The sequence below is a fragment of the Rhodanobacter sp. OR87 genome, assembly GCF_000473345.1.
GTDB lineage: Bacteria > Pseudomonadota > Gammaproteobacteria > Xanthomonadales > Rhodanobacteraceae > Rhodanobacter > Rhodanobacter denitrificans.
On the sequence record NZ_AXBJ01000027.1, the window covers coordinates 13,567 to 27,480 of the forward strand.

Below are 13,914 nucleotides of genomic sequence, written 5' to 3' on the forward strand. Positions count from 1 at the left end.
ACATTATTCAGTACCAGGAATGGTGATGACGCTCGACGTAGTGCTGGAAGTCAAAGAGACAGAAATATCAGTATCCCCGCAATCGCAAGCGTAATCTGGCTCGTTCGATCACGAACGGCAAAGACGATCGGGTCGTCGACCATCTTGCCGCGATGAGCGACGAACCAGGCACGACTAACCCAATACAGCAAGCAAGGGCAGACAAGCCAGAGGAATTGCGGATGGTGGTAGAGCGTTTCGCTCGCCGAGCTGTTGATGTAAAGCGCGAGCACAAGCACACTTAGATAGCCACTAGCCACGCCCATTGGCTGCAACACCGATAGATCATCCGGGCGATAGGCTCGACCTGGAATATCGATGAGCCCACGTTCTCTGGCAGCGTCGAGCTCGATGCAACGCTTCAGGACGGCCAGGCTCAGGAAAATGAAGACTGAAAATGCCAGTAGCCAGAACGAAAGCAGGCTTACAATGGCGACTGTGCCGGCAATGATACGGATCGTATAAAGGCCGGCAAGCGTCACAACGTCGAGTAACTGGACTCGTTTGAGCTTGAAGGAGTAGGTGATCGTTGTGAGGAGGTATATCAGCAGAACCCACAGGAAGCGGCTGGGCAGAAAAATGGCCGCGAGTGCGATCGAAGACGCTGTCAATACGGGGATCGCGAGGATACCTGTTTTCAGATCCAAGCGCCCCGCTGCGAACGGGCGATTTCTCTTCGTGTGGTGCGCTCGATCAGCGGTAAGATCGAGCAGATCGTTCAGCAAATACACGCCTGAAGCGCACAGGCCGAACGATATGAAAGCGACGACTGCCCCTTGGATCGCGGCACTTTCGAACACGCGATGTGCTGCCAGCAGTGGAATGAATACAAGGAGGTTCTTGATCCATTGATGCAGACGTAGTGCCCTGATCCATTGATGTGTCGATTGCTTCCGCCCCGCGAAGAACACGGTTTCATCAGCAAGCATTGAGGCTCGCTGTCGAAGTGTGCTCCGGTCGCTCGCAACAATAGCGGTGTGGCTGTGGGCCCAAACCTTGAGATCGATGTGCTCATTACCTGCGTAATCGAATTGGCGATCACCATAAAGGTCACACAATAACCGCGCCTTTTTCGTCCCGGATAGGTTTGTCTCGCCATCACTGGCTATGATGTCACCGAATAAACCGACTTCGCCGGCGACTGCATTCGCGAATAAAATGTCTGATGCGGTTACCAACACCAATGGTCGTAAGCATGCTTCGGTTTTTAACCAGGCGAGCAGTTCGAGATTGTAAGGCAACAATGTCGCATTAAGCGTAACTCTGACGGCGATCTGACGCTTGAGATTGGCGCGTCCTTTGGTTAGCCAGAACAGCATTGCGAATATAAAGAAAGGATTTTTCTTCAGTAGCAAAAGTGCTGACTCAATCAGGAGATCCGAGTATATGAGGGTTCCGTCAAGGTCGACACATAGAGGGCGCATTGTGTTTCCCATGTATTCGAATATCTCCCATCTCACACGGTTGCTGAAGCAGCGTGTCTCGCGCAGTCGTGCTTTATCGTCAGTAGGGCCGCACTTGTCTGCGCGACAATTAATTCTCTAGGCTCTTCGTCAGAGCAAGCTCTCTAATTCCGGAATGATCTTGAACAGATCCCCCACCAGCCCGAAGTCCGCAATCTCGAAGATCGGCGCCTCGCCATCCTTGTTGATCGCCACGATGGTACCAGCGTCCTTGATGCCAGTGAGGTGCTGGATGGCGCCGGAAATGCCGATGGCCATGTACAGCTCGGGGGCGATGATCTTGCCGGTCTGGCCGACCTGCAGGTCGCTAGGCACATAGCCGGCGTCGACCGCGGCGCGCGAGGCGCCGACGGCGGCGCCGATCCTGTCGGCGAATTTGAAGATGGTGTCGAAATTCTCCTTCGAGCCGACGCCTCGGCCGCCGGAAACGACCTTGCTGGCGCTCTGCAGGTCTGGGCGATCGCTGCTGCCCTGCTTCAGCTCGACGAAGCGGGTATGCGTGGGCAGCGCGGCGTCGGCGGCCAGCGCCTCGACCGGTGCGCTGCTGGCGCCAGTGGCGGCGGCCGGCCACGAGGCCGAGCGGATCGTGGCGACCACGGTATGGGCGGTGTCGGCCTCGACGGTGATGATCGCGTTGCCGGCGTAGATCGGGCGCTTGAACGTGTGTGCGGCCTCGACGCTCATCACGTCGCTGACCTGGGCAACGCCGAGCAGGGCGGCGACGCGGGGGGCGACGTCCTTGCCGAACGTGGTGGAAGGCACGAATACATGGCTGTAGCCGGCAGCGGCCTTGGCGATCTGCGGTGCCAGGATGGCGGCCAGGGGGTGGGCGTTCTCGGGGCGGGCGACGATGAGCACGCGGCTCACGCCATCGATCTTCGCCGCTTCGGAGGCAATCGCGTCGACGCTGTCGGCCAGCACCAGTACGTCGATGGCTTCGCCTTTCACCGCAGTGGCGGCGCTCACGGCGCGCGCGGTGGAGGAGTTGAGTTTGCCGCCGAGGTGTTCGGCGATGACCAGGATCTTGCTCATGTGTGTCTCCGAAGCTTTTTGTAGGAGCCCATCCTGTGGGCGATGCTCTTGGGTGCGTGTTGAAAAGCGTCGCCCACAGGGTGGGCTCCTACACGGGAATGGGATTACAGCAGGCCTTTCTGCTTCAGCGCGGCGACCAGCTCGGCCGCGTCCTTCACCATGACACCCTTGCTGCGCTTGGCCGGCGCGGCGTAGTGCGTGGTCTTCAGGTGGTCGTGCGCGTCGACGCCTAGCGAGGCGAACTCGATCGTGTCGATCGGCTTGGATTTCGCCTTCATGATGTCGGGCAGCTTGATGAAGCGCGGCTCGTTCAGGCGCAGGTCGGTGGTGATCACCGCCGGCAGTTCCGCTTCGATCACTTCCAGGCCGGCGTCGACCTCGCGGGTTACCGTGGTCTTGCCATCGGCAATCTCGACCTTGCTGGCGAACGTGGCCTGCGGGCGATCCCACAGCGCGGCGAGCATCTGGCCGGTCTGGTTGGCGTCGTCGTCGATCGCTTGCTTGCCCAGGATCACCAGCCCCGGCTGCTCCTTCTCGATCAGCTTGAGGAACACGCGGGCGGCGGTCAGCGGCTGCACGGCGTCGGTGGCGACCACGTGGATGGCGCGGTTCGCACCCATCGCCAGGCCATTGCGCAGGTGCGCGGTGAGATCGGCCGGGCCGATGCCGACCACGATCACTTCCTCGGCCACGCCTTTCTCGCGCAGGCGCAGCGCCTCTTCCAGCGCGATGTCATCGAACGGGTTGGCGGACAGCTTTACGCCGTCGGTGACCACGCCGCTGCCGTCGGGCTTGACCTGGATGCGCACGTTGTAGTCCACGACGCGCTTGTAGCCGACCAGAATTTTCATCGGTGATTCCTGTCTTGTTGGCCGCCCCGGCAGGGGCTCGAAATCGCCATTCTAACCGGCATCGAACAATCGTACGAATTGGACGGTTCTGCGGCGTTGCGACGCAGTGCAGCGGTCAGCCGCTGCGTCGCGCGTACGGTGGATGTCGCCGGCGCCGCTGCGGCGAGGCCGAGCGGGCTGGCCGCGCTGGCTGCGGTGAAGCCGCGGGCGCGGCTGTGCGTTCCGGTATGATGCCGCGATGCCGGGTCGGCCGGCATGTGGCGGTATCGATGGCGTCCCCGTGGTCACCCGACTTGAGCAGGGTCGCCCGCGACAACGAGTGAACATGACGCGGCCTCGCTTTTCCATCGTGCTTTGCACTTACAACGGAGCTGCTTACCTGCAGCCGCAGCTGGACAGCCTGCTGGCGCAGACGCGTCTGCCCGACGAGATCGTGATCGGCGACGACGGTTCGACCGATGCCAGCATGGATATGCTGCATGTGTTCGCGCAGCGTGCGCGCAAGGCCGGCATCGCAGTAGAGCTGCGGCGTAATCGGGACACTCTCGGTTATGTCGGCAACTTCTCCGCGGGCTTGCGGGCTGCCGAGGGCGAGGTGTTGTTCCTCTGCGACCAGGACGATGTATGGCGCGCCGACAAGCTGGCACGGATGGCCGACCGGTTCGAGCAGGATCCCTCGCTGTCGCTGCTGCACAGTGACGCGCGGCTGGTGGATGCGCAGGGCGGCTCGCTGCAGTGTTCGCTGTTCGAGGCGCTGCAGATGACGCCGCAGGAGAAGCAGGCCATTCACGACGGCCACGCGTTCGAGGTGGTTCTGCGGCGCAGTTTCGCGACCGGCGCCACCGCGGCGTTGCGGCGTAGCCTGGTCGAGTTGGCGCTGCCGGTGGAAACGGGCTGGATCCACGACGAATGGTTGACCGCGGTGGCAGCGGCGACCGGTCGGGTCGACTTCATCGACGAGCCGCTGATCGACTACCGCCAGCATGGCGCCAACCAGATCGGCATGCGCAGGCGCACGCTGGCGATGAAGTGGCGGGATCTGCTGCTTCCGCGTGGTCGCCTGCTGTCCGACGAGGCGCTGCGCCTGCGGCGACTGGAGGCGTTCCTGGCGCGGGGCGAATTCCGTGGCAGCGCCGAACGTGTCGCGCAGGTGCACCACAAGTCCAGCCATTTCGATCGGCGCGTGGCGATCGGCCGCTTGCCACGGCTGCGGCGCCTGCCGGCGATCATGCGGGAGGCGCGCAGCGGCTGCTATCGCCGCTACGGCACCGGCGGCCGCTCGATGTTGCGGGATCTGCTGCGGCATGACTGAGATTTCCGTCAGCGGCATCTGCGCGGTGATCGTGAGCTATCAGCCCGATCCGGCGGCGATCGCCGATCTGCTTGGCAGGGTGATGCCGCAGGTCGGCGCCGTGGCGCTGGTCGACAACGCCAGCGGCGGCGACTGGCAGGCGGCGATCGGTGAACTGCTGGCGACCCATGGCGGGGCGTTGCTGGGTCAGTCACGCAACATCGGACTGGCCGCGGCGCAGAATGTCGGCATCGACTGGGCGCGCGCACGCGGCTTTCGCCATGTGCTGCTGCTGGATCAGGACAGCGAGCCGGGCGCCGACATGGTGGCTGCCCTGTGGCGGGCGCTGCAGGTGCTGTCCGCAGCCGGCAAGGTGGCCGCGGTGGGGCCACGCTTCCATGACCCGCGCGAGCACCGCGACGCACCCTTCGTGCGCATCGGTTTCCCGCTGAACCGCAAGCAGTGGTGTGCTGCCGATACGCCATCCGTCGCATGCGATTTCCTGATCAGCTCGGGGATGTTGATTCCGTTGGCCGTGTTGGATCGGGTGGGCCCGATGGACGCAGGCTTGTTCATCGACAACGTGGATCTGGAATGGGGTTTTCGCGCGCGGGCGCAGGGCTATGCGCTGCATGGCGTATGTGCGGCGACCATGTATCACCGTCTCGGCGACGGCCGCCGTGCGCTGCCGTTCGGCCGCGGGCGGATCGTGGTGCATGGTTCGCTGCGGTTGTACTACATGATGCGCAATCGCCTGTTGCTTTACCGGTTGCCGCACACGCCGCGGACATGGGTTGCGCAGGATCTGCCCAGGGTGTTGGCCAAGTTGTTCCTGTTCGGCGTGCTGGTCGGCCCGCGCTGGCGCAACCTGCGTTGCATGCTGCGCGGCCTGCACGACGGCCTGCGGGGCCGGCGTGGGGCGTGCCCGGACGAGCTTTCCGGATACGGCTGAGCGCGAGACCGCGACTGCTTACAGGTTCTGGTAGTTCGGACCCGAACCACCCTCCGGCGTGACCCAGGTGATGATCTCGTACGGGTCCTTGATGTCGCAGGTCTTGCAGTGCACGCAGTTGGCGGAATTGATCTGCAGGCGCTTGCCGTGCAGCGCGCTTTCGTCGGCCACCATCTCGTAGACGTTGGCCGGGCAGAAGCGGGTGCAGGGGTTGTCGTATTCCTCGACGCACCTGGTGGCGCAGATGTCGGTGTCGGCCACGTGCAGGTGCACCGGCTGGTCCTCGTCGTGCTCGGTGGCGGCGAAGTAGACGCCGGCCAGGCGGTCGCGCGGCGGCAGCGTGCGCTGCACGTAGTCGCGCTTGGGCTCTTCGTACTCGCCGAGCTTGTGCAGGCTGGACCAGTCGGGCTTGTTCTTCAGCGTCCACGGCGACAGCCCGCCGGTGGCGGTTTCCCAGGCGGCGTTGAGCATGCCGAACCACAGGCCCTTCTTGAACGCGGGCTTGATGTTGCGCACCTTCCGCAGCTCGGCCATCGCTGCCGAGCCGCGTAGCTTCGCATCGAAGCCGGTGGCGTCGAGGCCGTTGGCGGCCAAGTGTTCGGCGGCGAGCATGCCGCTCCTGATCGCCTGGTGGGTGCCTTTCACCTTCGGCACGTTGAGCAGGCCGGCGGTGTCGCCGATCAGCAGCGCGCCAGGCATCTCGCATTTCGGCAGCGACTGCCAGCCGCCGGTGACGATCGCGCGCGCGCCGGCGGAGAGGATGCTGCCGCCTTCCAGCAGCGGCAGGTTCATCGGGTGGTTCTTCCACTGCTGGAACGCTTCCCACGGCTGGTACTTGGGGTCGCTGTAGTCGAGCCCGCTGACGTAGCCGAGCGCGATGCGGTCCTGGTCCAGGTGGTACATGAAGCTGCCGCCGTAGGTGTGCGTGTCGGCGGGCCAGCCGAAGCTGTGCACGATCTTGCCCGGGGTGACGCGGCCGGGCGGCAGCTGCCACAGCTCCTTGATGCCGATCGAGTAGCCCTGCGGGTCGCTGTCCTTGTCCAGCGCGTAGCGCTTGATCAGCCGCTTGGTGAGGCTGCCGCGCGCGCCTTCGGCCAGCACGGTGACCTTCGCCTTGATGTCGATGCCCTGGGTGTAGCCGGCCTTGTGCGAGCCGTCCTTCGCCACGCCCATGTCGCCGATGCGCACGCCGGCGACCGCGCCGTTCTCATCATAGATGTTGTCGGCAGCGGCGAAGCCGGGGAACACGTCCACGCCCAGCGCCTCGGCCTGCGGCGCCAGCCAGGCGCACATCGCGCCCAGCGAGACGATGAAGTTGCCGTGGTTCTTCATGCCCGGCGGCACCATCATCTTGCGCCCGCCGGTTTTGCTGAGCAGCCAGAACTCGTCCTCGCCGGCCGGCACGCAGACCGGCGGCGGGTTGGCGCGCCAGCCCGGCAGCAGCGCGTCCAGCGGCTGCGGCTCGATCACCGCGCCGGACAGGATCTGCGCGCCGATAGTCGAGGACTTCTCGATCACGCACACGCTCGTGTCCGGCTTCAGCTGCTTCAGGCGGATCGCGAACGACAGGCCGGCCGGGCCGGCACCGACCACGACGACGTCGTATTCCATGGTTTCGCGTTCGCTCATGGCGGACTCCCTGGAGCTGGGTGGCGGCGCAGGCGCTTGCCGTGCGCGCGGGTATGGGTCAGGTCGCCATTGTCCGTTTTCGCGCGCCGTGCGGCAACGCGTGCTGCGCTACCGCTTGCAATCGTTTCACCGGAGGCGGCGATAATCGGGCCAAGCCAAGGGAGCGTTCATGAATTCGATGCCGCCGATCGCCGATCTCGACCTGCGTCGCGCCTCGCTGTGCCAGTTGCTGCACTGGCTGGCGGCGGGCCGCGTGCAGCCGCAGGCGCTGGCCGACGTCTACCAGCAGGCCATCGAGCGGATCGATCCGCAACTCCATGCATACGTGGACCAGCGTTCGGGCCTGGTGCAGGATCAGGCGGCACTGGCCGAACGGCGCCGCCGCGACGGCGTGATCGGCCGGCTCGACGGTATTCCGATCGCGCTGAAGGACAACTTCGACATCGCCGGCTGGCCCACCCGGGTCGGCCTGCCCGGCCGCGGCAAGCCGGTACGCGAGGATGCCCACGTGGTGGCGCGGCTGCGCGCGTCCGGCGCGGTGCTGCTGGGCAAGACCAACATGGACGAGGGCGCGCTGGGCGCGGTCACCGACAACCCGCACTCCGGCGCCACCCACAACCCGCACCGGCACGGCTATACCGCCGGCGGTTCCTCCGGCGGTGCGGCGGCCGCGGTGGCCGCGGGTCTGGCGGTGGCGGCGGTCGGTTCGGACAGCCTTGGCTCGATCCGCATCCCGGCCAGCTATTGCGGCGTGTATGCGCTGAAGCCCACCCACGGCGAGATCTCCGCGCGCGGCCTGGTGCCGGCGGCGCGCCGGCTCGACGCGGTCGGCTTGCTGGCGCGCAGCGCCGACGACCTCACCGTGCTGCTGCAGGTACTGGCCGGCTACGACGCCGACGATGCGCGTTCGCGCCGGCGCCGGGTTGCGTTCGCGCTGCCGGACTGGGAGCCGGGCAACCTGCGCGCGGGGCTGCTGCCGGACCTGGCCGCGGTCGGCGTGCAGCCGGAAGTGATCGAGGTGTTCGAGGCGGCCATGGCGAAATTGCCGCATGCGCTGGGCGACCGCCGCACGGTCGACTTCGCCGACTGGGATTTCGCGCGCACCCGCCGCGCCGGCCTGCTCCTGATGGAGGCGGAGATGCTCGGCACCTTCGCCGCGGACCTGGCCGATAGCAGGCGCCCGGTGTCGGAACGTTTCCGCCGTCTGCTCGGCTACGCCGCCGGCAAGAGTGCGGCCGATTACGCGGTGGCCGATCGCGTGCTCGACGCGGCCACCCTGAAGATGCGCCGGCTGTTCGCCCAGGTCGACGTGCTGGTGCTGCCGACCACGCCGCAGGGCGCGTTCCCGCTGGACGGCCCGGTGCCCGATTCGCAGGCCGACCTGACCAGCTTCGCCAGCCTGGCCGGTTGCCCGGCGGTGAGCCTGCCGATGGGCATGCTGCCGAACGGCATGCCGGTGGGCCTGCAACTGGTCGGCGCGCGCGGCTCGGACCTGCGCCTGCTGGAGCTGGCCTCGGTGTGCGCGGCCACGCTGGATGCCGAGCCGACGTACCCGGCGATCGCCTGAGCGCATCCATACCGTGGCGCGAGGGCGCCCGCATATGCCGCACGCGCAGGCGACTGCCGATCGAGATTATTTCGGAACCCCGCCGGCGTTCGCGTAACATGGCCGGATGACCGGCGCGCGGTGGCGCGCCGCGCAAGGCCAGACTGGGTTCCACGCATGAACATCGACAACGTACCGGCGCGCTCGCACCTGGACGATCTGGAAGCGGAGAGCATCCACATCTTCCGCGAGGTGGCGGCCAGCTTCCGCCATCCGGTGATGCTGTATTCGATCGGCAAGGATTCCTCGGTGCTGCTGCACCTCCTGCGCAAGGCGTTCTACCCGGCGAAGCCGCCGCTGCCGCTGCTGCACGTGGATACCACCTGGAAGTTCCGCGAGATGATCGCGTTCCGCGAGCGGGTGGCGGCGAGCGGCGACGTGCAGGTGCTGGTGCACATCAACCAGGACGGCGTGCGCCAGGGCATCTCGCCGCTGACCCACGGCGCCACCGTGCATACCGACGTGATGAAGACCCAGGCACTGAAGCAGGCGCTGGACCAGTACGGCTTCGATGCGGCGATCGGCGGCGCGCGGCGCGACGAGGAGAAGTCGCGCGCGAAGGAGCGCGTGTTCTCGTTCCGCAACGGGCAGCATCGCTGGGACCCGAAGCGCCAGCGCCCGGAGTTCTGGCACACCTACAACACGCAGATCCGCCAGGGTGAGAGCGTGCGCGTGTTCCCGCTGTCCAACTGGACCGAGATGGACGTGTGGCTGTACATCCGTCGCGAAGGCATCCCGGTGGTGCCGCTGTACTTCGCCGCGCCGCGCCCGGTGGTGGCGCGCGACGGCGCGCTGATCATGGTGGACGACGAGCGCTTCACGCTGCGCGAGGGCGAGGCGGTGGAAATGCGCGAAGTGCGCTTCCGCACGCTGGGCTGCTACCCGCTCACCGGCGCGGTGGCATCGTCCGCCGACACGCTGGACAAGATCATCGCGGAGATGGCCGACTCGCGCAGTTCCGAGCGGCAGGGCCGGGTGATCGACCACGACCCCACCGCCTCGATGGAGCGCAAGAAGCTGGAGGGCTACTTCTGATGGCCGCACCGACCGCATCCGCCATCACGGCTGCCGCCGCCGGCCAGGGCCTGCTGCGCTTCATCACCTGCGGCAGCGTGGACGACGGCAAGAGCACCCTGCTCGGCCGCCTGCTGTACGACGCCGGCACGGTGCCGGAGGACCAGCTCGCCGCGCTGGCGCGCGACAGCCGCCGGCTGCATGCCGACGCCGGTGACGCGCTGGACTTCGCCCTGCTCACCGACGGCCTGGACGCCGAACGCGAGCAGGGCATCACCATCGACGTCGCCTACCGCTACTTCCACACCGCGCGGCGCAGCTTCATCGTGGCCGACTGCCCCGGCCACGAGCAGTACACCCGCAACATGGCCACCGGCGCCTCCAACGCCGAGCTGGCGGTGGTGCTGGTGGACGCGCGCAAGGGCCTGCTGCCGCAGACCCGCCGGCACACTTATATATGTGCGCTGCTGGGCATCCGCCGGGTGGTGCTGGCGGTGAACAAGATGGACCTGGTCGGCTGCGACGAGGCGGTCTACCGCGGCATCACCGACGCCTACCGGGCGCTGGCGCAGTCGCTGGGCATCGCCGAAGTGGCGTGCCTGCCGGTGATCGCGCCGGACGGCGACAACGTGGGCTCGCGTTCGTCGCGGATGCCCTGGTACACCGGCGCCAGCCTGCTCGAACTGCTGGAATCGGCCGACGTCACGCCACTGAGCGCCGGCGATTTCCGCATGCCGGTGCAATGGGTGAACCGGCCCGACCAGTCGTTCCGCGGCTACGCCGGCACCATCTGCGGCGGCCGCGTGGCGAAGGGCGACGAGGTGATCGTGCAGCCCGGCGTGCAGCGTGCGCGCATCGCGCGCATCGTCACCGCCGACGGCGAGTTGGACAGCGCCGGCGACGGCCAGGCGGTGACGCTGTGCCTGGACCGCGAGATCGACGTAAGCCGCGGCGACGTGATCGCCGACGCGCTGCACCCGGCGCCGGTCGCCGACCAGTTCGCCTGCCACCTGCTGTGGCTGGGCGACAACGCGCTGCTGCCGAACCGCACCTACTGGCTGAAGCTCGGCACGCGCACGGTGAACGCGCGGGTGATGTCGATCAAGCACAAGGTGGACGTCAACAGCCAAGCCAAGCTCGCCGCGCGGCAGCTGCTGCTGAACGAGGTGGGCTACTGCACGCTGGGCCTGGACGACGAGGTCGCGTTCGAGGCGTATGCGGACAACCGCACGCTCGGCGGCTTCATCCTGATCGACCGCCAGAGCAACGCCACGGTGGCCTGCGGCATGCTGGATTTCGCGCTGGGCCGCTCGGCCAACGTGCACTGGCAGCACGTCGACATCGACAAGGGCGTGCGCGCCTCCAGCAAGGGGCAACAGCCGCTGTGCCTGTGGTTCACCGGCCTGTCCGGCGCCGGCAAGTCCACCATCGCGAACCTGGTCGAGCGCCGCCTGCACGCGCTGGGCTGCCACACCTACCTGCTTGACGGCGACAACGTGCGCCACGGCATCAACAAGGACCTGGGCTTCACCCCGCAGGATCGCGTGGAGAACATCCGCCGCATCGCCGAGGTGGCGCACCTGATGGTGGACGCCGGGCTGATCGTGCTGGTCAGCGCGATCTCGCCGTACCGCAGCGAGCGGCGCTCGGCGCGCGAACTGTTCGCCGCGGCGGAGTTCATGGAGGTGTTCGTGGACGCGCCACTGGAGGAGTGCGAGCGGCGCGACCCGAAGGGCCTGTACCGCAAGGCGCGCGCCGGCACGATCCGCAATTTCACCGGCATCGACGCGCCGTACGAGCGGCCCGAAGCGCCGGACATCCACCTGCTGAGCGGCGGGCAGCGCCCCGAGCAGCTGGCCGAGCAGGTGGTGGCGCGGGTGCTGGCCGCGCTGGATGGCGCCGCGGGCGGTTGAGCCACCGCGGCCAACGGCCGCGCCCGGCTTGGATTGCCCGCTGCCGGCGGCGATAATGCGGGACTTTCCCCCGCAAGGCGCCGCCGCGATGACCGAGAAGACCGTACTCAACGCCACCCACCGTGCGCTCGGCGCGCGCATGGTCGACTTCGGCGGCTGGGACATGCCGATCAACTACGGCTCGCAGATCGAGGAGCATCACGCGGTGCGCCGCGACGCCGGCATGTTCGACGTCTCGCACATGACCGTGATCGACCTGCACGGCGCGCGCACCAGGGATTTCCTGCGCCACCTGCTGGCCAACAGCGTCGACAAGCTCAAGCTGCACGGCAAGGCGCTGTACTCGTGCATGCTGGACGAGCGCGGCGGGGTGATCGACGACCTGATCGTGTACTACCTCGGCGAGGAGTTCTTCCGGCTGGTCGTCAACGCCGCCACCCGCGCCAAGGACCTGGCCTGGATCGAGCGCCAGGCAAAGGCGTTCGAGGTGGAGGTGAAGGAGCGCCCCGAGTTCGCCATGATCGCGGTGCAGGGCCCCAACGCCCGTGCGAAGGTGCTGGGCCTGCTGCACGAGGTGGACCGTCCGCGCATCGAGAAGCTCGGCAAGTTCAGTGCCGCCGCCGCGCAGGGGCCGCACGGCATGCCGTTGTTCGTGGCGCGCACCGGCTACACCGGCGAGGACGGTTTCGAGATCATCGTGCCGGCCGAGCACGCCATCGCGCTGTGGGCGGCGCTCGTCGCCGCGGGCGTGACGCCGGCCGGCCTCGGCGCGCGCGACACGTTGCGCCTGGAAGCGGGCATGAACCTGTACGGCCAGGACATGGACGAGAGCGCCACGCCGTGGGAGGCGAACCTGGGCTGGACCGTCGCGCTGGACGAGGGCCGCGACTTCATCGGCCGTGCCGCGCTGGAGGCACAGAAGGCGACGGGCGTGCCGCGCGTGATGGTCGGCCTGGTGCTGGACGAGAAGGGCGTGCTGCGCCACGGCCAGAAGGTGCTCACCGCGAACGGCGAGGGCGAGATCCTCTCCGGCAGCTTCGCGCCGACGCTCGACAAGGCGGTGGCGTTCGCACGCATACCCGTCGGCGAGCCGGGCGCGATCCGCGTGGATATCCGCGGCCGCGAAGTGCCGGTGCGCCTGGTGAAGTATCCGTTCGTGCGCGACGGCAGGCCCTGCGAGGGGATCTGAGCGACGCCCGGCATGACACGTTTTTCCAACGGCGGATGTGGCTAGAATCACCGCCTGTAACCCGACCCAACCCAACGACTGGACCCCGATCATGAGCGAGATTCCCGGCGATCTGAAATTCCTCAAGTCCCACGAGTGGGCCCGCGCCGAAGACGACGGCCTGGTCCGGGTGGGCATCTCCGACCACGCGCAAGACCAGCTCGGCGACCTGGTCTACGTCGAGCTGCCCGAAGTCGGCTCCGCGGTGAAGGCGGGTGCCGGTGCGGCCGTGGTGGAGTCGGTGAAGGCTGCCTCGGACATCTACTCGCCGGTGTCCGGCGAGGTCGTCGCGGTCAACGAGCTGCTCAACGACAAGCCTGAGACCATCAACGAGGACGCGTTCGGCGAAGGCTGGATCTTCCTGGTGCGTCCCAGCGATCGCGGCGAGCTCGACGAGCTGCTCGACGCGAACGACTACGAGGAACTGGTCGAGAACGAAGACCACTGACCTCGCACGCGATCAGGTTCGACCTTGCCGGCCGCCCAGTGCGGCCGGCGGCGTTTTTGCGACGGCGACCTGCTGTCCGCGGCGTGCGTGCAGCCGGCGTCGCGCAGGCGCGCCTTCGTCGACGCGGCGTGTCCGGCATGACGTCGAGCGAGCGCCTCGGCGACGAGTGCCCGACGCCGCCGCGCGTCTCGTTCGCGCCGTCGCCGGGGCGAGGGCAGGGTGGGCGAGGGATTTTTTTGCCTGCGCCGGAACGCGGGTCCTGGTGGTTTCAGTCGTGTTCCGTTCATCTGCAGGCCGCCTGCCGGCGGCTCGGAACGCGCCTCGCGCGAATGGCGCCGTGCGATGCTCATTTTCCGGTAGGCCATGGCTGCATGTCTTGAAATCGTTGTGTACCAACGGTTTCAAGGGGCACAAAGATTTTCTTGAAAATATCGTATGGACGTCCAGA

11 protein-coding genes are annotated in these 13,914 nt (G+C 66.9%); 7 read left to right on the forward strand and 4 right to left on the reverse strand.

What is annotated here, in order from left to right; translation table 11 throughout:
* Positions 1-50: 50 nt before the first annotated feature.
* The 3 genes from RHOOR87_RS0116260 to RHOOR87_RS0116270 form a co-directional block, all read right to left on the reverse strand.
* The gene (locus tag RHOOR87_RS0116260; protein ID WP_027485617.1) at positions 51-1,475 is read right to left on the reverse strand and encodes a UbiA family prenyltransferase; all 1,425 of its coding nucleotides are present in this window, start codon (positions 1,473-1,475) and stop codon (positions 51-53) included.
* A 117-nt stretch (positions 1,476-1,592) separates the two neighbouring features.
* Positions 1,593-2,534: an FAD-binding protein gene (locus RHOOR87_RS0116265; RefSeq protein ID WP_027485618.1), complete on the reverse strand. Its 942-nt coding sequence runs from the start codon at positions 2,532-2,534 to the stop codon at positions 1,593-1,595.
* Between the two features lie 104 nt (positions 2,535-2,638).
* On the reverse strand, positions 2,639-3,385 hold the full coding sequence (locus tag RHOOR87_RS0116270; RefSeq protein WP_015446804.1) for an electron transfer flavoprotein subunit beta/FixA family protein: 747 nt from the start codon (positions 3,383-3,385) through the stop codon (positions 2,639-2,641).
* 325 nt (positions 3,386-3,710) lie between these two features.
* On the opposite strand from RHOOR87_RS0116270, the gene RHOOR87_RS0116275 reads away from it, so the two are divergent.
* Positions 3,711-4,697 carry a glycosyltransferase family 2 protein gene (locus RHOOR87_RS0116275; RefSeq protein WP_015446805.1) on the forward strand — a complete coding sequence of 329 codons (987 nt, stop codon included), beginning with the start codon at positions 3,711-3,713 and terminating at the stop codon, positions 4,695-4,697.
* Positions 4,690-5,628, forward strand: a complete 939-nt coding sequence (locus RHOOR87_RS0116280) for a glycosyltransferase family 2 protein (RefSeq protein ID WP_027485619.1) — start codon at positions 4,690-4,692, stop codon at positions 5,626-5,628. The genes RHOOR87_RS0116275 and RHOOR87_RS0116280 overlap by 8 nt, the downstream gene beginning before the upstream one ends.
* Before the next feature lie 18 nt (positions 5,629-5,646).
* Here RHOOR87_RS0116280 and RHOOR87_RS0116285 read toward each other — a convergent pair whose 3' ends face one another.
* A complete protein-coding gene (locus RHOOR87_RS0116285; protein WP_027485620.1) occupies positions 5,647-7,257 on the reverse strand; it encodes an electron transfer flavoprotein-ubiquinone oxidoreductase in 1,611 nt (536 codons plus the stop codon).
* 169 nt (positions 7,258-7,426) lie between these two features.
* On the opposite strand from RHOOR87_RS0116285, the gene RHOOR87_RS0116290 reads away from it, so the two are divergent.
* From RHOOR87_RS0116290 to gcvH, 5 genes are all read left to right on the forward strand, one after another.
* Positions 7,427-8,824, forward strand: a complete 1,398-nt coding sequence (locus tag RHOOR87_RS0116290; protein WP_015446808.1) for an amidase — start codon at positions 7,427-7,429, stop codon at positions 8,822-8,824.
* A 156-nt stretch (positions 8,825-8,980) separates the two neighbouring features.
* Positions 8,981-9,898, forward strand: a complete 918-nt coding sequence (gene cysD, locus RHOOR87_RS0116295) for a sulfate adenylyltransferase subunit CysD (RefSeq protein ID WP_007510876.1) — start codon at positions 8,981-8,983, stop codon at positions 9,896-9,898.
* The gene (gene cysC, locus RHOOR87_RS0116300; protein WP_027485621.1) at positions 9,898-11,790 is read left to right on the forward strand and encodes an adenylyl-sulfate kinase; all 1,893 of its coding nucleotides are present in this window, start codon (positions 9,898-9,900) and stop codon (positions 11,788-11,790) included. The genes cysD and cysC overlap by 1 nt, the downstream gene beginning before the upstream one ends.
* An 88-nt stretch (positions 11,791-11,878) precedes the next feature.
* Complete coding sequence (gene gcvT, locus RHOOR87_RS0116305) at positions 11,879-12,979, forward strand: glycine cleavage system aminomethyltransferase GcvT (RefSeq protein ID WP_027485622.1); 1,101 nt, start codon at positions 11,879-11,881, stop codon at positions 12,977-12,979.
* Positions 12,980-13,070: 91 nt separating this feature from the next.
* Positions 13,071-13,466, forward strand: coding sequence for a glycine cleavage system protein GcvH (gcvH, locus tag RHOOR87_RS0116310; RefSeq protein ID WP_007510870.1), 396 nt, complete (start codon positions 13,071-13,073; stop codon positions 13,464-13,466).
* Positions 13,467-13,914: the final 448 nt, after the last annotated feature.